A 17,572-nucleotide genomic window follows, 5' to 3' on the forward strand; every position below is an offset into this window, starting at 1 on the left:
GACTCGTGGTGATTCGCCAGGAGGTGCCGTCACCTGGTACCACTTTGGTATCATGGGTACATGGCCATGACATTGCGACTGACTGAGGAGCAGGAGCGCGCGCTCACGCTTCTCGCCGACGCTCAAGGTGTCAGCAAGCAGGAGGCGACCGTCCGCGCGATCGTGGAGGCTGCTGCCCGACACACCCATGACGAGCGGGTTCGCGCGCTGTCCCGTGGCGGCCGCGAGCGGTATGCCACTTTGCTGGACCGCCTCGCTCAGTGACGATCGACTACCTGACTCTCGAGGACTTGCTCGCGCTGGCCGAGGATCTCGGCGTTGCGTCCGTCCGGGACCTCGGACTGCTCGACTCGGCGGCTCATCGTCCGCAGACGTCATTGGTCGGCGAGGAGGCGTACCCGTCGATTCACGACAAGGCTGCCGTTCTGCTCGAGTCCCTGACGAGGAACCAGGCGCTGGTCGACGGGAACAAGAGGCTGTCCTGGCTGGCGGTTCACGTGTTCTATGGACTGAACGGCTACGACCTGGATGCTCCCGAAGATCCGGCGTACGACTTGGTCATCGCTGTGTCGAGTGGGGAGCAGGGGTACCGGGAGGTGTCGCGGCAGCTCGCTGATTGGGCGCGTCCCGTCTGAGTGTCGCTACATCCGAAGATCCCTGTCGGACAGTATGTGTCGGAGGGTTCGGCTAGCCTGTCGCGCATGGCTGAACCAGTGAAGGGTCCCGCGTCGTATTTCCCGTCGATCGAGGAGAAGTACGGTCGGCCGATCAGTGAATGGCAGACGCTCATCCGGGCGTCCGAGCTGACCAAGCACATGGAGTTGGTGAGCTGGCTGAAGTCCGAGCACGGCCTCGGTCACGGCCACGCCAACGCGCTGGTCGCCCACACCCTGAAGGAGGACGCCGCCGCCTGACGGCCCCGGTCCGGGTTCGGCGCGGGAGGTTCCTCGCCGCCCTGGCGCAGCCATCTCCGGACCTCTCGCCGCGATGAATCCGATATTCGGCCGCGGGCTATCATTCCGACGACGAATCTGGTGTCGAGGGTTCTGCTGTCGAAGGGAATCGAAGTGAGCACGAAAATCGAACAACTGGAGTTCCAGGCGGAGACCCGCCAGCTCCTGGACCTCATGATCCACTCGGTGTACTCCAACAAGGACTCGTTTCTGCGGGAGCTCATCTCCAACGCGTCGGATGCGCTGGACAAGTTGCGGCTCGAAGCCTTCCGCAACAAGGAGCTCCACGTCGACACGTCGGATCTGCACGTCGAGATCGAGGTGGACGCGGAGAAGCGCACGCTGACCGTCCGCGACAACGGCATCGGCATGTCGCACGACGAGGTCGTCGACCTCATCGGCACGCTGGCCAAGTCCGGCACCGCAGACCTGCGCCGCAAGTTGAAGGAAGCGAAGGACGCCGCCGCCTCCGAGGAACTGATCGGACAGTTCGGCATCGGCTTCTACTCGACGTTCATGGTCGCCGACAAGGTGACGCTGCTGACGCGGAAGGCCGGCGAGAGCGAGGCCACGCGCTGGGAGTCGAGCGGTGAGGCCACCTACACGATCGAGGCGGTCGACGACGCCCCGCAAGGCAGCTCCGTCACCCTGCACCTCAAGCCCGAGGACGCCGAGGATCACCTGCACGACTACACGTCGGAACGGAAGATCAAGGAACTCGTCAAGCGCTACTCCGACTTCATCGCGTGGCCGATCCGGATGAACGTCGAGCGCACGGTTCCCGCGGAGGGCGACGGTGAGGACGAGGTCACCACGACGTCCGAGACGATCAACTCGATGAAGGCGCTGTGGGCGCGCTCGAAGGACGACGTCTCCGAGGACGAGTACAAGGAGTTCTACAAGCACATCGCCCACGCCTGGGACGATCCGCTCGAGGTCATCCCGATGAAGGCGGAGGGCACGTTCGAGTTCCAGGCACTGCTGTTCATCCCGTCCCACGCCCCGTTCGACCTGTTCATGCGGGACGGGAAGACGGGTGTGCAGCTGTACGTCAAGCGCGTCTTCATCATGGACGACTGCGACCAGCTGATGCCGGAGTACCTCCGCTTCGTCAAGGGTGTGGTCGACGCTCAGGACCTGTCCCTCAACGTGTCTCGTGAGATCCTTCAGCAGGACCGGCAGATTCGTGCCATCCGGCGCAGGCTCACCAAGAAGGTCCTCACCACGATCAAGGACCTGAAGACCGAGCGGCCCGACGACTACCGCACGTTCTGGGCGGAGTTCGGCCGCGCGGTCAAGGAAGGCCTGATGTCGGACACCGACAATCGGGATGTGCTGCTGGGTATCTCGTCGTTCGCGTCCACCCACAGCGAGGAGGAGCTCACCTCGCTCGAAGACTACGTGGCACGGATGAAGGACGGTCAGGAACAGATCTTCTACGCGACCGGCGAATCCCGGCAGCTGCTCGAGAGCTCACCGCACATGGAGGCTTTCCGCGCGAAGGGCTTCGAGGTGCTGCTGCTCACCGATCCCGTGGACGAGATGTGGGTCGGCGCCGTGCCGGAATTCGACGGCAAGTCGTTCCAGTCGATCGCCAAGGGCGAGGTCGATCTCGACACCGAGGAAGACAAGAAGGCACACGAATCGGAGCGGGAGGAGCAGGAGAAGGACTTCGCCGGCTTGCTCTCCTGGATGGCCGACGCGCTGAGCGAGCAGGTCAAAGAGGTGCGACTGTCCACGCGGCTGACCACATCACCGGCCTGCATCGTCGGCGACGCCTTCAGCATGTCGCCGGCGTTGGAGCGGATGTACCGGGCGTCCGGGCAGCCCGTCCCCGTGACGAAGCGCATCCTCGAGCTGAACCCGACCCACCCGCTCGTCACCGGGCTGCGGGAGGCGCACGGCGAACGCAACGAGGATCCGGCGCTGGGGGAGACCGCGGAGCTCCTCTACGGGATGGCGTTGCTGGCAGAAGGCGGCGAACTCGAGGATCCCGCCCGGTTCACCACCATGCTCGCCAACCGTCTCGCCAGGACGGTGTAGTTCACCTTGCTGGTATTGGTCACGGGGGGAACAGGGTTCGTCGGGGCATGGAGCGCGAAGGCGGCGGTGGACGCCGGTCACCGGGTGCGCTTCCTCGTGCGGGATCCTGCTCGCCTCGTGACCAGTGCCGCGGCACTCGGACTCGACACATCGGATCACGTCGTCGGTGACATCACGGACGCCGAGTCCGTGCGCCGCGCGCTCGACGGCTGCGACGCCGTCGTCCACGCCGCCGCCGTGGTCGCGGTCGACCCGCGGCGCGCGGAGGAGATGCTGCAGACCAACCTGGCCGGCGCGCAGAACGTGCTGGGAACCGCGGTCGAGCTGGGCCTCGATCCGATCGTCTACGTCTCGAGTATCGCTGCGCTGTTCCAGCCGGGGGCCCGGCTGCTCACTCCCGACCTGCCGGTGTGCGGGCCCCCCGACGCCTACGGCCGGAGCAAGGCACGTGTGGAGCAGTACGCTCGCGACCTTCAGGCCGACGGCGCACCCATCGCGATCACCTATCCGGGCATGATCATCGGCCCGCCGGCGGGGACCCAGTTCGGCGAGGCCGCCCAGGCAGTCGAGGCCGCCGTCCACCTGCGGGGTCTGCCCGGGCGGGGCGCCGCGTGGACGATGGTCGACGTCCGGGAGGTGGCAAGCGCGCACGCCGCCCTCCTCGAGCAGGGACGCGGTGCCCGCCGGTACATGCTCGGTGGTCCCCGGATTCCGATCGCGGGGATCGCCGAGATGCTGGGCGTGATCACCGGCAAATGGATGGGCGTGTTCCCGGTTCCGGACGCCGCGCTGCGCCTGGTGGGCAGGCTGGTCGACGCCGTCGACCGGTTCGTCCCCATCGACACCCCGATCTCGGAGGCCGCGATGGAGTACTACACGCGGATGCCGGACACCGACGACCGGCCGAGCGAGAGCGAACTGGGTGTGAAGTACCGCGATTCGGCGGAAACCCTGGCCGACACCGTTGCCGGGCTGGCGGAGGCGGGCCGACTGTGAGCTTTACTCGTGCGGAGTTGGAGTCGTTCCGCGACGCCGAGGTTCCGGACCTCATCGGACCGGGCTGCAGGCTGCTGTTCGTCGGTATCAACCCGGGACTGTGGACCGCCGCGACCGGGGCGCATTTCGCGCGCCCGGGCAACCGCTTCTATCCGGCCCTGCTGGCCGCCGGGATCATCGAGCGTCCGATCGACCCGACGTCCGGGATGTCGGACGCGGATCGCCATCACCTGATCGAGCGGGGTGTCGGCATCACCAACCTGGCCCCACGCGCCACGGCGAAAGCGGACGAGTTGTCCGGCGAGGAACTGGCCGTCGGAGCCGAGCGCCTGCGCGCCGTGGTCCGCGGCACCGCTCCCCGGGTGGTCGCCGTCGCCGGAATCACCGCCTATCGCACGGCATTCGGGGAGCGTGCCGCGAAGAAGGGTAAGCAACCCCGCGACCTCGAGGGCGCGGAGTTGTGGCTGGTACCCAATCCCAGCGGGCTCAACGCCCACGAAACCGTCGCCACCCTGGCCGCGTCGTACCGCGAGGCGGCGATCGAGGCGGGAATCGTTTCCGGCTGACCGGGCGGGTCGCTAGGCTGCGGAGATGACCGTCGTCTACAACCTCTTCTTCGTCTGCCACCTGCTCGGCATGGCCGCCCTCGTCGGCGGTTATTTCGCGGTGCTCGGAGCGCCGCGGATCTCCGAGGTGATGGTGTGGGGTGCGCGGCTCCAATTCGTGACGGGACTGATCCTGGTCGGGCTCGGCGAGGCCGTACTGGACAAGGACTACAACCACGTCAAGATCGGCGTGAAGCTTGTGCTCTCACTGGTCGTGGTCGCGCTCGCCGAGATCGTCCGGGGCAAGCAGAAGAAGGGGCAGGAGAACCCGAACCTGATCCACGTGACCGGTGGGCTCGGCATCGTCACCGTCTTGGTGGCCGCACTCTGGACCTGATCTCGAGCGGGCATCACTTCTTTGGTGGAGCAAGGATTTTCATCGCGAGTCGCTGCGCGGACTCGGGCATCCGGTCCTTCATCGACATCGCGAACTCGCCCGCCTTCGTGCGCACGGACGTGCCCCTGCCGAACCGCCGGTTGAAGGCGGATCCCTCGGTCGGCTGATCGAAGTGGAGGGGCGGGGCGCCGTCCGCGGCGCCGAGTGCGCGCCCGATCACCATCCGCTGAATCTCGCTGGTGCCCTCGAAGATGGTGTACAGCTTGGCGTCCCGGTACCACTTCTCGACGGGGTGGTCGCTGATGTACCCCCACCCACCCATCGTCTGCAGTGCGCGTTCCGTGGTCTTCACCGCGACCTCCGACGCCGCGAGTTTCGCCATCGAACCCTCGCCGTGGCGGAACTCCACGCCCGCCGCCGCCATCCACGACGCCCGCCACGTGAGCAGCCGCGCGGCGTCGATCTGGGTCGCGAGGTCGGCTAGCGGAAACGCGATGCCCTGGTTGTCGATGATGGGGCCGCCGAATGCCTCGCGGCGGTTCGCGTACTCGGTGGCGTATTCGAGCGCGGCGCGGGCGATGCCCAGCGCCTGAGCGGCGACCATGGGGCGTGTCTGCTCGAACGTGCCGAGGGTGGCCGATTTGCGTTGGGGCGCGCCGGTGGCCACCTCCTCCTGCACCTCGCGGGCCTTCCGCATGCGGTTCTGCAGCTTGTCGTCGCCGCCGAGCAGGTGGTCGGCGGGTACCCGCACCTGATGGAATTTCAGCTCCGCCGTGTGCGACGCGCGGCAGCCCAGCTTGTCGAGCTTGCGGACGAGTTCGATACCCGGGCTTCCGCCGGGGACCACGAAGAGCGCCTGCCCGCGATGGCCCAGATCCGGATCGACGGTCGCGTTCACCACGTGCACGTCGGCGATGCCCCCGTTGCCGATCCACATCTTGTGGCCCTCGATCACCCACTCGTCGCCGTCGCGCGTCGCGGTGGTCCGCAGATTCCGCACGTCGCTGCCGCCCTCGGGTTCCGAGATACACAGTGCCGCGAGTTTCAGGTTGCCAGGCTCGCCGAAGCACTCCGGCGCCCACCGCAGCATCTGCTCCGGCGTCGCGGCCTGCCCGATCGACGACAGCGCCAGCGCGGGCATCACGACGGCCAGCCCGATTCCGGCGCAACCCCAGAACAACTCCTCCATGAACAGGGGGAGGGACAGACCGGTCGGGTCGCCGATGAGGTCGCGGTAGAACAGCGGACTGTAGAAACCCTCTTGGGCGGCCTTCTCGAGAACGTCCCAGGGGAACTCCTGCGCGCGGTCGTGCTCGGCAGCCACCGGTCGGATCACGTTCTCCGCGAAGGCGTGCGTCCGCTCGACGAGGTCTTTCTGCGCCGGAGTGAGAGCGAGGCTGAAAGTCATGGCAGTCCCTCGGTTGCCGCGTTGGTGTGCAACAACGTAACACTCACGACTCGCCGCTACCGGAGTTCACGAGATCTCAAAATACGGGACGAATATCCCATTATCTGGTCGATGTTGCTAGCGTCGAGGCATGAACGGCGACGAGACGGTCTACACCCACGGTCACGACGAATCGGTGCTGCGAAACCATCGGTGGCGCACCGCCGAGAACTCCGCCGGTTATCTGCTCCCGCACCTGCGCGCAGGCATGACGTTGCTCGACGTCGGGTGCGGGCCGGGCACGATCACCGCCGACCTCGCCGGACTCGTCGCACCCGGAGTCGTCACCGCCGTCGAGATGAACGACGACGCGCTGTCCCTCGCCCGGAACGAATTCGCGAAGCGGGGAGTCCCGAACACCCTGACCGTGGTGTCGGACGTCCACGCCCTGAACTTTCCCGACGACAGCTTCGACGTCGTGCACGCGCATCAGGTCCTGCAACACGTCGGTGACCCGGTGCAGGCGCTGCGCGAGATGAAGCGGGTGTGCAGGCCCGGCGGAATCGTCGCCGCCCGCGACGCGGACTACGGCACCTTCACGTGGTTTCCGGCGACACCGGAACTCGACGAATGGCTGACGCTCTACAAAAACATCGCGCGGGCGAACGGTGGTGAACCGGACGCCGGCCGCCGCCTGCGGGCCTGGGCACACGAGGCGGGTTTCGCCGACGTCGTGAACACCGCGAGCACGTGGTGCTTCTCCTCCGACGAGGATCGCGAGTGGTGGGGAGGGTCCTGGGCTGATCGCTCGCTGCAGTCGAACTACGCGGACCGCGCGCTCGAACTGGGGCTCGCCACCGAGGCGGACCTGGAACGCATCGCTGCGGGCTGGCGTTCGTGGGTGCGGGAGGACGACGGCTGGTTCGCGCTCCTGCACAGCGAGATCCTCTGCCGCGTGTATCAGCGCGGAGGGAAAATCTCGCGACGAGTGCCCGAGGATGGAACACTCGCCCCATGACGACGTTACGGGTGGGTCGACTGTGGTTGGCGGGACTGATGGTGGCTCTGATCGGGCTGGTGCTCGTTCCCGGCGCCTCCGCGACCCCGAACCGAGCAGTCTTCTCCGGCGCATCGGACCAGGTGATCACCGTCTACGCGCCATCCGCGGGGGCAGTGGTCGCCGAACTGACCGCCTGGGAACGGAATGCGGACGGCACGTGGCAGGTGTTCGCGGGCCCCGTCCCCGCCGACGTCGGCGCGGAGGGAATCGGCGCGGCGAACGAATTCTCCACCCGCACGCCGGCCGGTGTCTTTCCGCTGTCGCAGGCGTTCGGCCGGCAGCCCGCACCGGAGACGGCGATGCCGTACTTCCAGTCCGATCGACGTGACTGGTGGGATGCGAATCCACTCTCGCCGACCTACAACACGCACGTCCGGCAGGACGCGAGCCCCGGTGGGAACAGCGAGAATCTCTACGCGGCTGGACCGCTGTACGACCACGCGGTCGCGATCGGCTACAACGCCGCCCGCATTCCCGGCCTCGGTTCTGCGATGTTCCTGCACGTCACGGACGGCACCACCACCGAAGGGTGCGTCGCCATCGACCGCGGCACGCTGACCTCAGTCCTCGGCCGGCTCGACCCGGCGAAGAACCCGGTGATCGAGATCGCCGTAGGCGCGTAGCACCCGTGAGTGGTTGACGAGTCCAGGGACTCGTCAACCACTCACGGGCGGCGGAGCCGCCTACAGGCCGGGACGCTTGCCGATGGTGAGGGTGGGGGTGGAGACGCCGGCGAAGAAGTCCTCGCCCTTGTCATCGACCACGATGAACGCGGGGAAGTCCTCGACCTCGATCTTCCAGACCGCTTCCATGCCGAGTTCTTCGTACTCGACGATCTCGACCTTCTTGATGCAGTCGAGGGCGAGACGCGCCGCGGGACCGCCGATGGACCCGAGGTAGAAGCCGCCGTACGACTTGCACGCGTCGGTGACCTGCTTGGAGCGGTTGCCCTTCGCGAGCATCACCATCGAGCCGCCCGCGGCCTGGAACTGCTCCACGTAGGAGTCCATGCGACCGGCGGTGGTGGGTCCGAAGGAGCCGGACGCCATGCCGTCGGGGGTCTTGGCCGGACCGGCGTAGTACACTGGGTGGTCCTTGAGGTACTGAGGCATGTCCTCGCCGGCGTCGAGCCGTTCCTTGATCTTGGCGTGGGCGATGTCGCGTGCGACGACGAGCGGGCCGGTCAGCGACAGCCGTGTCTTCACCGGGTGCTTGGACAGCTCGGCGAGGATCTCGGGCATCGGCTTGGTGAGGTCGATCTTCACGGCGGCGCCCTTGCCGGTGCCGGAGACGCCGTCGGTCTCGGCGTCGAGTTGGGCGTCGGTGACCTCGGGGAGGAACCGGCCGGGGTTGAATTCGAGCTGCTCGAGGAAGACGCCCTCGGGGGTGATCTTCGCCTTGGCCTGGCGGTCCGCCGAGCAGGACACGGCGAGAGCGACGGGCAGTGAGGCGCCGTGGCGGGGGAGGCGGATGACGCGGACGTCGTGGCAGAAGTACTTGCCGCCGAACTGTGCGCCGATGCCGATCTGACGGGTCAGCTCGAGCACCTTCTGCTCGAGTTCCAGGTCGCGGAAGCCGCGGCCCGTGATCGCTCCCTCGTTGGGGAGTTCGTCGAGGTAGTGCGCGGACGCGTACTTGGCCGTCTTGAGCGCGAACTCCGCGGACGTGCCGCCGACGACGATCGCGAGGTGGTACGGCGGGCAGGCCGCGGTGCCGAGGGCGCGGATTTTCTCTTCGAGGAACCGCATCATGCCGTCCGGGTTCAGGATCGCCTTGGTCTCCTGGAACAGGTAGGACTTGTTGGCGCTGCCGCCGCCCTTGGCCATGTACAGGAACTTGTAGGCGTTCTCGTGGCCGGTCGCCGTGTCGGCGTAGAGCTCGATCTGGGCGGGGAGGTTGCTCCCGGTGTTCTTCTCGTCCCACATCGTGATCGGCGCGTTCTGCGAGTACCGCAGGTTGAGCCGGGTGTAGGCGTCGTAGACGCCACGGGCGATGGCCTTCTCGTCGTCGCCGGGGGTGAGGACGTGCTGGCCGCGCTTGCCCATGACGATCGCGGTGCCGGTGTCCTGGCACATCGGCAGCACGCCGGCCGCGGAGATGTTGGCGTTCTTGAGCAGATCCAGTGCCACGAACTTGTCGTTACCCGATGCCTCGGGGTCGTCGAGGATGCTCGCGAGCTGCGTCAGATGGTCGCTGCGCAGGTAGTGCGAGATGTCGTGGAGCGCGGTCTCGGTGAGCAGGCGCAGCGCCTCGGGCTCGACGGACAGGAAGGTGCGGCCGTCGGGTCCTTCGACGGTCGACACCCCCTCGGTGGTCAGCAGCCGATACTCGGTGGGGTCCTCACCGATGGGCAGCAAGTCCTCGTAGAGGAAGTCGGCCATTCTATCTCCTGGACAGCGGGTTGTGTGAAGTTCGTATCCAGGCTAGACGCGGGCTCCGGCGGCCCTGTGACGCGGGGGCATGCTTCGACCTGCGCAGTGGCGTGGCTCACAGAGGTTTCACAGACAAATCCGTACACTTGACTTGATGCGTGTTCACGAACCAGATCGGCCGGCCGAATGACCCTTGAAGTCCAGTACGCCGGAGCTGTCGACAGCGAGACGTCCGGTGCACGCGCGAAGCGGCCCGTGCTGCACGCCTACCTTGACATCGCGATCGTGGTGGTCGTCCTCGTGGCCACGAATCTGATCGCACACTTCACCACCGCGTGGGCGAGCATCGCCACCGTTCCCATCGCCGCTGTCGTGCTGCTCGTGCTCACCCGCCGTCGCGGACTTGGCTGGGCCGAGCTGGGGCTCTCGCCCCGGCACTGGCGAAAGGGCTCGCTGTACGCGCTGGCGGCGATGGGACTCGTGATCGGCGTCGTGGCGATCGGCGCGGCCCTGCCGATCACCCGCCCCTTCTTCATGGCCGACCGGTACGCCACCCTGTCCGGTGCGCTGGTCGCGTCGATGATCGTCATCCCGTTGCAGACCGTCATCCCCGAGGAGCTCGCGTTCCGCGGCGTGCTGCAGGGCACCCTCGGCCGGGTCTACGGCGCACGCGGCGTGTTCGCGGCCGGATCGCTGATGTTCGGTCTCTGGCACATCGCGTCGTCGCTGGGACTGACGTCGGGTAACAAGGGGCTGTCCGGTTTCCTCGGAGGCGGGGTTGTCGGTCAGGTGCTGGGCATCCTGGGGGCAGTCGTCGCCACCGCCGCCGCGGGCGTCGTGTTCACCTGGCTCCGTCGCCGCAGCGGCAGCCTGATCGCGCCCATCGCGCTGCACTGGTCGCTGAACGGCGCGGGCGCGCTCGCAGCCGCCATCGTGTGGCACACGACCATGGCCTGAGTCCGGGAGTCAGCCGGTTTCCGGCGTGCCCAGCCATTCGAGCAGCTTTTCGTACACCGACTCGTGGTTGAGCATCGTGAAATGGTTCGCGGACGCGAGGTGCATGCCGTGCTCGTCGCGGAAGCCGATCATCCGCGTCCTGTTCCGGCCGGACGCGCTCGGCACGAGCACCATGCCGTCGCCGAGCAGGCGACCCAGCGGATGCCGCGGGCTGCGCGTGATGGTCGCGGAGACGAAGTAGTACGTCACGCCGTCGAGGAGTGGGACCTCGTTGCACGCCGCGGCGCGGAGTGCGTCCGGATCGCGATCGCGCCAGTCCTCGTCGACGAGTGAACCCTGGTTCAGATCCCGGATGCCGGCGCTCCTTCTGCGCAGGAGCCCGGAGATCGCGCGCGTCTCCGGCAGTGCGGCCAGGCCGGCACTCGCATAGTGGACGGCCTGCTCCAGCGGGGCGCCGAGGTGGGGCGAGCCGAGACTCACGACCTGCCGAACCCGTCTCACCCACGGCCGGTCGTCGAGGAAGGCGATCCGGCAGGCGCTGCGGGCCACGAGGCCTCCCATGGAATGCCCGACGAGTGCGATCGACTCGACCTCGACCGGCCAGTTCTCGGTGACCGCGTCCAGAAGTTCGGACAGGCTCCTGCCGTTGTCCGAGATGTGCCTGCCGGAGTTGTACCGGATCTGCAGCGCCGTATGCCCCAGGTCCGTCCCGAGCCGTTCACCGTAGGTGGGACGGCGGCCCAGCGCCCACGCGTCTTCGGTTTCGACGAGTCCGTGCAGGAAGACGACGATGCGGCCGCCGGCGTGCGGGAAGGCGTCGGCGAGCGTGGATGCGTCCGGCGCGAGCGCGACACCGTTCACCCGTATCGCCAGGGGGTCGGCGAGCGGCGATCCCTCGGATTCCAGTACGTCACCGATCAGCCCCTGGATCGCGGCGATGGCCTGGGCTCCGCGGCGTGTCTGGGACGGGGCGAGATTCTCCGACGACGGGAGATCCAGGAACCGTCCTGCGAGGGAGCCGCCGAGACGCGCGGTGTCGGCGACGAGTGTGTACACCGCGCCCGAGATCTCGTCGTGGAGCAGCTTTGCAGGAAGGGCGTGGGAGCCGACGCCGAGCCGGACGCCGGCGAAGACGCGATCCGCGATGGCGCGGTGGATGCTGCCGATGCCGGTGGCGGCGCCCCCGATTTCCTCGAGGGCCAGCCGGGCGAGGGCCCGCACCTCGGAGCGGCGTCTGATCTGCGCGTCGGTCACGAAATTTGAGTGTACGCATGTGCACTGAGATGTGCGCGTGTTACGGAAGGGCCGAGAATATGCGGTGCGGCCGATTATTTCGAGAATAAATCAACCGTGAAGCGGGAAAGTTGATCTTCGATGGTCGACTCAATTGGTCGCCCGACCAATTCCGGGAAAAATGCTGGTGACGCGGATAATGAACATGTTCACGTAGGGAATTGGCCGTCGTGATAGATACGTGATTGAGTCGATCGAAGGTCGCCGACAACGCCGTGACGGGGCCCGCGCGCCTGAAGCGTGCGAACCCCGTCACGGGTGTTCAAGTCTTGTGCCAGCGAAAATGCTAGCCAATCGTGGCCGCGGCCGCGGTTGCGGCGTCTGCGCCACCGCCCAATGCGTCGGCGGAACCCGAGAAGAAGTCCAGGGCACCGGCGAGGTCGGAGAAGGCGGAGAAGAATTCGGACAGGAAGGCGAGATCCATGCTTTTAACTCCTTGCTCGGTTGTGGGCATTTATGTCGGCGCTGAGCGGGCGCCGGATTCATTCCTACCGTTATTGAAATGAGATCGCAATCCGAAGGTTTAACCGAAATGAAACGCGGGGCGAATTACCGGGTTCCGACCAGGTGAGAAGCCCGTGTCCGGATTCACATCCGACGCTCGGGATCCCACGATGTGGGAGCCGCGGCCGTGCTCGAATACGCCGTCGGCGGGCGTCGGCGGGGCTATCCTCGTCCCACGACGTGTAGCGCCTTCCGGACATACCGACGTATAGGGGAATCCATCATGCGCAAGACCATCGTCACCGGTATCGCGGTCGCGGCCATCGCGCTGCTCGGTGCGGCCGGCTGTTCCGACGACAGCTCGAACGAGGCCCCGATCGCGACCACGACGACCTCGTCGGCGTCCGAGCGGGTGGAGGGCGCGATCAGCAGCGTGCAAGCCACGGCGTCGTCCGCCGTCAACACCGCGCGCGAGGCCACCCAGAACGCGATCAACTCGGCCATCGCGGCGGTCCCGATCGGATTCGAGTCGGGAACCGCCGAGCTCAACGCCGTCTCGGACGTGACGATCAAGGCGGTGGCCGCCGCGATGAAGGCCGGCGACAGCAAGATCGAGATCGAAGCGTACGCCACCAACTCGGACGAGGCGGCCGCCGAACTACTCGCCGATCAGCGCGCCCAGGCCGTCGCCAACGCGCTCGAAGCGCAGGGCGTCGACAAGGGCCGCATCTCGGTCGACGGAACGGCCAACCCGCCCGAAGGTGTCAACGTCGATCAGGCGGAGATCACCGTCGAGGACAGCTGACCGGCCCGGTCAGTGCAGGACCGCCCGGTGCTCGTTGCTGTACGGGATGTGCTCGGCGGTTCTGCCTTCGCGAAGTTTGAGGACCCACTCGGGATCGGACAGCAGTGCGCGGCCGATGGCCACGAGATCGAACTCGCCGTTCTCGTACTGCGCGAGCAAGCGGTCGATACCGGCGGTGTTCGACGCGCCGTCCGAGGTGAAGGCCGTCGTGAACACGTCGTCGAGGCCCACCGAACCGACCGTGATGGTGGGTAGTCCGGTCAGCCGTTTGGTCCAACCCGCCAGGCCGAGTTCCCCGTCGTCACCGGCCAGCTCGGGGAACGCCGGATCCCAGTGCCTGCGGGTGGACGGGTGCAGCACGTCGACACCGGCGTCGACGAGGGGCGCGAGCACGGCCGCGAGTTCGTCGGGGGACTGCGCGATCCGCGAGTCGTAATGGTTCGACTTCCACTGGCTGAAGCGGTAGACGATCGCGAAGTCCTCGCCGACGGCCTCGCGGATCGCTGCGACCACCTCGACGGGGAATCGGGTGCGGGCCTCGAGGGATCCGCCGTAGCCGTCGGCCCGGACGTTGGTCCGGTCCCACAGGAACTGGTCGAGAAGGTAGCCGTGCGCCCCGTGCAGTTCGATGCCGTCGAAGCCCACGTCGCGCGCGTTGACGGCGGCCGCCACCCAGGCCTCGCGCAGCGCGTCGAGATCGAACGCGGTGAATTCGCGTCCCAGGCGGGTTCCGTCCAGGGCGATTCCGGACGGGCTGGCGGTGGTCACGTCCGGATTCATGCGGGGCTGCGGGCCGCGTTCGACGCCCAGATGCCACAGCTGCGGGATGATCTGCCCGCCCTCGTCGTGGACCGCGTCCACCACCGATTTCCAGCCCGCGAGGCTGTCCTGGCCGTAGAGGACCGGCACCCGGGTGTGCGATCCGGCGGCCGGGTCGGGAATGTACGTCCCCTCGGTGATGACGAGTCCGACCCCGCCTGCCGCGCGTCGGCGGTAGTACGCCGCCACATCGTCCCCGGGAACGCCGCCTGGGGAGAAAGCCCTGGTCATGGGTGCCATCGCGAAGCGGTTCCGTAGCCGGAGGGATTTGACGGCGAACGGCTCGAAGAGCCCGTCCGCGGGTAGCGGTGTGTCGGTCATGCCTGTCTGCAACTGATCTTGGTTACGCACTATTCCTGCATACGGCCTGCTGTGTAGTTGTAATCTGAAGTCACAGTCGACACTCGCTGCCGGTGCGTGGGCTCTCGTCCACGCCCGGTCTGACGGGAGGGTGCACTGATGGGCACGAACGACGGAAAACCTGCCGATCTGGTGCTGTTCGGTGACGTGGTCACCATGAACGACGCCGCTCCACGCGCTCGGGCGGTCGCGGTGCGTGACGGTCGGATCGCCGCCGTCGGCAACGATTCTGCGGTGTTTCCGCTGATCGGACCGGCAACGATCACGGTCGACCTGCACCGCGCGTGCATACTCCCCGGCTTCATCGAGGCGCACGGCCACCCACTGAACTCCGCGGTGTTGCTCGGCGAACCGGTGGTGGACATCAGGCCGGTGACCATCGCCGATGCGGGGGAGGTGGTCGACGCCGTACGCCGCGCCGTCGACGAACACCCCGACGGCGCCGTGCTCAACGGCTGGGACCCCCTGCTCCAGAAGGGACTGCCCGAACCGACCCGGGAATGGCTCAATTCGATCGCTCCCGACACGTCCCTGGTGATCCTGCACAACACCGGCCACGTGGCCTATTTCAACGACGTCGCCGCGCGGGATTCCGGATTGACCAAAGACACACCGGACCCCGAGGGCGGTAGTTTCGGCCGCGACGAGTCGGGTGAACTTGACGGTTCGGCGTTCGAGGCGCCCGCGGTGATGGCGGTGGCCGCCACGATCCTCGCCGGAGCCAGCACCCGGCTCCCGGAGCTCCTCGCCGCGGAATGCGCGCGGATGAACGCGGCAGGGATCACCACCGCCAGTGAAATGGCGTTCGACCCACGCTTCCGGAGCGCCCTGACCGCGTTCGCCCGGTCCGGCGCGCTCACCACCCGGCTGCGGCTGTACGAGATGTCGAACCCGGAGCGCGCCACGGACGTCTCACCCGGAGTCGGCAACGACCTGCTGCGCCAGGTGGGCATCAAGATCTGGTCGGACGGCTCGCCGTGGGTGGGCAACGCGGCCACCAGCTTTCCGTACCTCGACACCGACGTCACCCGGGCGCTCGGCCTCGCCGGAACGCGTGGGGAGGCCAATTACACGACGGACGAGATTCTCGAGATCAGCAAGCCGTACTTCGAGAACGGCTGGCAGATCTCCTGTCACGCCAACGGCGACGCCGCGGTCACGCTGGTGCTCGACGCATGGGAGCGGATGCTGGCCGACTCCTCACGCGAAGATCACCGGCTCCGGCTCGAGCACGTCGGTGCGATGACCCCGGACCAGTTCCGCCGAGCGACCGAACTCGGCGTCACGTGCAGCATTTTCGTCGACCACCTCTACTACTGGGGCGACGTGCTCGTCGACGACCTCTTCGGTCCCGAGCGCGGAGCACGTTGGGCGGCTGCAGGTTCCGCGATCAAGGCAGGACAGCGGATCTCGTTCCACAACGACGGCCCGGTCACCCCGACCAACCCGCTGCGCAACATCGCCGACGCCGTCACCCGCCGCACCCGGTCGGGACGTGTGCTCGCTCCCGAGGAACGGATCTCCGTCCCGGACGCCCTGCGGGCGGAGACGATCAACTCGGCGTGGCACCTCCGGAGTGAGGACGCCATCGGGGCGATCGTCCCCGGTATGCACGCCGATCTCGTCGTGTTGTCGGCCAATCCGCTGCTGGTGGATCCCGACGACATCGCGGACCTCGAGGTGCTCGCCACGATCCTGGAGGGTCGAACGGTCTTCGGAAAGCTGGAGTGATCCGGGTGGCGCCCGGGTCGAGGGCTCTGCGGTCGATCGGGACGTCAGCCGGAAAGTGGATCCGGACTTCGGGTTACACCCGCAAATGGCTGGTTCTCGGCGTCGTGATCGGGATCGTCGCCGGGCTCGGAGCGGTCGTGTTCTACGTTGCGCTGAGGGAGGCGACGCAACTGCTGATCGTCGGCATCGGCGGCTACACCCCGCCCACCGCGGCGGGCGATGGTGGGGCGGTCGGCAGCCGGGAGTTCACGAGACCGTGGGCGATCCCGCTCGTGGTGTGCCTGGGTGGTCTGGTGTCGGGCATCATCGTGTTCACGCTGGCACCGGAGGCCGAGGGACACGGCACCGACGCGGCGATCGACGCCGTTCACCGGGACCCCCGGATGATCCGCGTCCGCGTCGTCCTCGTGAAGCTGGTCGCGTCCGCGATCACGATCGGGTCCGGCGGGTCGGGCGGTCGCGAGGGACCCACCGCGCAGATCTCGGCGGGTTTCGGATCGCTTCTCGCCCGCAGGCTGGACCTGTCCCCACGGGACGGTCGAATCGCCGTGGCGATCGGGATCGGCTCCGGCATCGGCGCGATCTTCGGCGCCCCGCTCGGCGGCGCGGTGTTGTGCTGCACGATTCCCTACAAGGAAGACTTCGATTTCGAGGTGCTCGTGCCGGCGCTGGTCACGTCGATCGTCAGCTACACCGTGTTCGGCAGCTTCCTCGGTTTCGGGCCACTGTTCGGGTATGCCGCTCAGGATTACGTCTTCGACACCCCGGTCCAGCTGGTGTGGTTCGCGCTCATCGGTGTGCTCGGCGGCCTGATCGGATTGTTGTACAGCGGGACGTTCTACACGGCCGTCGATCTCACCCACCGGCTGCCCGGCAGCCGGATCGTCAAACCGGCGGTCGGCGGACTGCTCGTCGGGCTGATGGCGCTCGTGTTGCCGGAGGTGCTGGGCAGCGGTTACGGCTGGATCCAGCAGTCGATGGCCCGCGGCGACCTCACGGCCATCCCGCTGTGGGTGGTGTTGCTCCTGCCGTTCGCGAAGATCCTCGCGACGTCGCTGTCCATCGGCTCGGGGGGATCAGGCGGCATCTTCGGCCCGGGAATGGTGATCGGGGCGTTCACCGGCGCCGCGGTGTGGCGACTGCTGGAACCGATCGCCCCGGGCGTCCCCGACAATCCGGCGCCCTTCGTCATCGTCGGCATGATGGCCTGCTTCGGGAGCATCGCCCGCGCGCCTCTCGCGGTGATGCTGATGGTCGCGGAGATGACGGGAAGCGTCGGTGTGCTGGTGCCGGGGATGATCGCCGTCGGCCTCGCCTATCTCATCGTGCGCCGATCGGGGAAGACGATCTACCGGGCGCAGCGCGAGAACCGCGCGGAGGCTCGGCTCGCCCCGGGATGATCGGATCGGG

18 protein-coding genes are annotated in these 17,572 nt (G+C 67.3%); 13 read left to right on the forward strand and 5 right to left on the reverse strand.

Annotation, left to right across the window (positions count from 1 at the left end; all coding sequences use genetic code 11):
* Positions 1-60: 60 nt before the first annotated feature.
* From RHA1_RS28765 to RHA1_RS28795, 7 genes are all read left to right on the forward strand, one after another.
* Positions 61-264 (forward strand): hypothetical protein, encoded by a 204-nt coding sequence (locus RHA1_RS28765; protein ID WP_016883351.1) that lies wholly within the window; start codon positions 61-63, stop codon positions 262-264.
* The gene (locus RHA1_RS28770; protein WP_009479144.1) at positions 261-635 is read left to right on the forward strand and encodes a type II toxin-antitoxin system death-on-curing family toxin; all 375 of its coding nucleotides are present in this window, start codon (positions 261-263) and stop codon (positions 633-635) included. Before RHA1_RS28765 ends, RHA1_RS28770 begins: the two co-directional genes overlap by 4 nt.
* Before the next feature lie 66 nt (positions 636-701).
* Positions 702-914, forward strand: coding sequence for a DUF4287 domain-containing protein (locus RHA1_RS28775; RefSeq protein WP_011597981.1), 213 nt, complete (start codon positions 702-704; stop codon positions 912-914).
* A gap of 153 nt (positions 915-1,067) precedes the next feature.
* Positions 1,068-2,996 carry a molecular chaperone HtpG gene (gene htpG / locus RHA1_RS28780; RefSeq protein WP_011597982.1) on the forward strand — a complete coding sequence of 643 codons (1,929 nt, stop codon included), beginning with the start codon at positions 1,068-1,070 and terminating at the stop codon, positions 2,994-2,996.
* 6 nt (positions 2,997-3,002) lie between these two features.
* Positions 3,003-3,992, forward strand: a complete 990-nt coding sequence (locus RHA1_RS28785) for an SDR family NAD(P)-dependent oxidoreductase (protein ID WP_011597983.1) — start codon at positions 3,003-3,005, stop codon at positions 3,990-3,992.
* Positions 3,989-4,558: a mismatch-specific DNA-glycosylase gene (locus tag RHA1_RS28790; protein ID WP_011597984.1), complete on the forward strand. Its 570-nt coding sequence runs from the start codon at positions 3,989-3,991 to the stop codon at positions 4,556-4,558. The genes RHA1_RS28785 and RHA1_RS28790 overlap by 4 nt, the downstream gene beginning before the upstream one ends.
* Before the next feature lie 25 nt (positions 4,559-4,583).
* The gene (locus RHA1_RS28795; protein WP_011597985.1) at positions 4,584-4,934 is read left to right on the forward strand and encodes a hypothetical protein; all 351 of its coding nucleotides are present in this window, start codon (positions 4,584-4,586) and stop codon (positions 4,932-4,934) included.
* A gap of 13 nt (positions 4,935-4,947) precedes the next feature.
* Here RHA1_RS28795 and RHA1_RS28800 read toward each other — a convergent pair whose 3' ends face one another.
* On the reverse strand, positions 4,948-6,342 hold the full coding sequence (locus RHA1_RS28800) for an acyl-CoA dehydrogenase family protein (protein ID WP_009479150.1): 1,395 nt from the start codon (positions 6,340-6,342) through the stop codon (positions 4,948-4,950).
* A 130-nt stretch (positions 6,343-6,472) separates the two neighbouring features.
* Between RHA1_RS28800 and RHA1_RS28805 the strand changes: the two genes are divergently transcribed.
* Both RHA1_RS28805 and RHA1_RS28810 read left to right on the forward strand, forming a co-directional pair.
* Entirely contained in the window at positions 6,473-7,339 is an 867-nt protein-coding gene (locus RHA1_RS28805; protein ID WP_011597986.1) for a class I SAM-dependent methyltransferase, read from the forward strand.
* On the forward strand, positions 7,336-8,004 hold the full coding sequence (locus tag RHA1_RS28810; RefSeq protein WP_011597987.1) for a L,D-transpeptidase family protein: 669 nt from the start codon (positions 7,336-7,338) through the stop codon (positions 8,002-8,004). Before RHA1_RS28805 ends, RHA1_RS28810 begins: the two co-directional genes overlap by 4 nt.
* A 60-nt stretch (positions 8,005-8,064) precedes the next feature.
* On the opposite strand, the gene RHA1_RS28815 is transcribed toward RHA1_RS28810, so the two are convergent.
* Positions 8,065-9,762 carry a fumarate hydratase gene (locus RHA1_RS28815; protein ID WP_011597988.1) on the reverse strand — a complete coding sequence of 566 codons (1,698 nt, stop codon included), beginning with the start codon at positions 9,760-9,762 and terminating at the stop codon, positions 8,065-8,067.
* A 177-nt stretch (positions 9,763-9,939) separates the two neighbouring features.
* Between RHA1_RS28815 and RHA1_RS28820 the strand changes: the two genes are divergently transcribed.
* Positions 9,940-10,710, forward strand: a complete 771-nt coding sequence (locus tag RHA1_RS28820) for a CPBP family intramembrane glutamic endopeptidase (protein WP_009479153.1) — start codon at positions 9,940-9,942, stop codon at positions 10,708-10,710.
* Positions 10,711-10,719: 9 nt separating this feature from the next.
* Here the strand turns inward: RHA1_RS28820 and RHA1_RS28825 are convergent, their stop codons facing one another.
* Positions 10,720-11,964 carry an esterase/lipase family protein gene (locus RHA1_RS28825; protein ID WP_011597989.1) on the reverse strand — a complete coding sequence of 415 codons (1,245 nt, stop codon included), beginning with the start codon at positions 11,962-11,964 and terminating at the stop codon, positions 10,720-10,722.
* 325 nt (positions 11,965-12,289) lie between these two features.
* Positions 12,290-12,427 (reverse strand): hypothetical protein, encoded by a 138-nt coding sequence (locus RHA1_RS50645; protein WP_009479155.1) that lies wholly within the window; start codon positions 12,425-12,427, stop codon positions 12,290-12,292.
* A 303-nt stretch (positions 12,428-12,730) separates the two neighbouring features.
* On the opposite strand from RHA1_RS50645, the gene RHA1_RS28830 reads away from it, so the two are divergent.
* Positions 12,731-13,252, forward strand: coding sequence for an OmpA family protein (locus RHA1_RS28830; RefSeq protein WP_005253674.1), 522 nt, complete (start codon positions 12,731-12,733; stop codon positions 13,250-13,252).
* Positions 13,253-13,261: 9 nt separating this feature from the next.
* Here RHA1_RS28830 and RHA1_RS28835 read toward each other — a convergent pair whose 3' ends face one another.
* On the reverse strand, positions 13,262-14,392 hold the full coding sequence (locus tag RHA1_RS28835; protein ID WP_011597990.1) for an NADH:flavin oxidoreductase: 1,131 nt from the start codon (positions 14,390-14,392) through the stop codon (positions 13,262-13,264).
* 138 nt (positions 14,393-14,530) lie between these two features.
* Here RHA1_RS28835 and RHA1_RS28840 point away from each other — a divergent pair, with 138 nt between their 5' ends.
* Positions 14,531-16,162 carry an amidohydrolase gene (locus tag RHA1_RS28840; protein WP_011597991.1) on the forward strand — a complete coding sequence of 544 codons (1,632 nt, stop codon included), beginning with the start codon at positions 14,531-14,533 and terminating at the stop codon, positions 16,160-16,162.
* Positions 16,159-17,562 (forward strand): chloride channel protein, encoded by a 1,404-nt coding sequence (locus RHA1_RS28845; protein ID WP_009479158.1) that lies wholly within the window; start codon positions 16,159-16,161, stop codon positions 17,560-17,562. The genes RHA1_RS28840 and RHA1_RS28845 overlap by 4 nt, the downstream gene beginning before the upstream one ends.
* Positions 17,563-17,572 lie beyond the last annotated feature (10 nt).

It is taken from the genome of Rhodococcus jostii RHA1 (assembly GCF_000014565.1).
Taxonomy (GTDB): domain Bacteria; phylum Actinomycetota; class Actinomycetes; order Mycobacteriales; family Mycobacteriaceae; genus Rhodococcus_F; species Rhodococcus_F jostii_A.

What these genes read in the sequence shown, in the direction of transcription:
- RHA1_RS28765 (WP_016883351.1), top strand. Translation starts at nt 61, where the DNA reads ATGGCCATGACATTGCGACTGACTGAGGAGCAGGAGCGCGCGCTCACG.
- RHA1_RS28775 (WP_011597981.1), top strand. Translation starts at nt 702, where the DNA reads ATGGCTGAACCAGTGAAGGGTCCCGCGTCGTATTTCCCGTCGATCGAG.
- RHA1_RS28795 (WP_011597985.1), top strand. Translation starts at nt 4,584, where the DNA reads ATGACCGTCGTCTACAACCTCTTCTTCGTCTGCCACCTGCTCGGCATG.
- RHA1_RS28800 (WP_009479150.1), bottom strand. Translation starts at nt 6,342, where the DNA reads ATGACTTTCAGCCTCGCTCTCACTCCGGCGCAGAAAGACCTCGTCGAG.
- RHA1_RS28805 (WP_011597986.1), top strand. Translation starts at nt 6,473, where the DNA reads ATGAACGGCGACGAGACGGTCTACACCCACGGTCACGACGAATCGGTG.
- RHA1_RS28810 (WP_011597987.1), top strand. Translation starts at nt 7,336, where the DNA reads ATGACGACGTTACGGGTGGGTCGACTGTGGTTGGCGGGACTGATGGTG.
- RHA1_RS28815 (WP_011597988.1), bottom strand. Translation starts at nt 9,762, where the DNA reads ATGGCCGACTTCCTCTACGAGGACTTGCTGCCCATCGGTGAGGACCCC.
- RHA1_RS28820 (WP_009479153.1), top strand. Translation starts at nt 9,940, where the DNA reads ATGACCCTTGAAGTCCAGTACGCCGGAGCTGTCGACAGCGAGACGTCC.
- RHA1_RS50645 (WP_009479155.1), bottom strand. Translation starts at nt 12,427, where the DNA reads ATGGATCTCGCCTTCCTGTCCGAATTCTTCTCCGCCTTCTCCGACCTC.
- RHA1_RS28830 (WP_005253674.1), top strand. Translation starts at nt 12,731, where the DNA reads ATGCGCAAGACCATCGTCACCGGTATCGCGGTCGCGGCCATCGCGCTG.
- RHA1_RS28835 (WP_011597990.1), bottom strand. Translation starts at nt 14,392, where the DNA reads ATGACCGACACACCGCTACCCGCGGACGGGCTCTTCGAGCCGTTCGCC.
- RHA1_RS28840 (WP_011597991.1), top strand. Translation starts at nt 14,531, where the DNA reads ATGGGCACGAACGACGGAAAACCTGCCGATCTGGTGCTGTTCGGTGAC.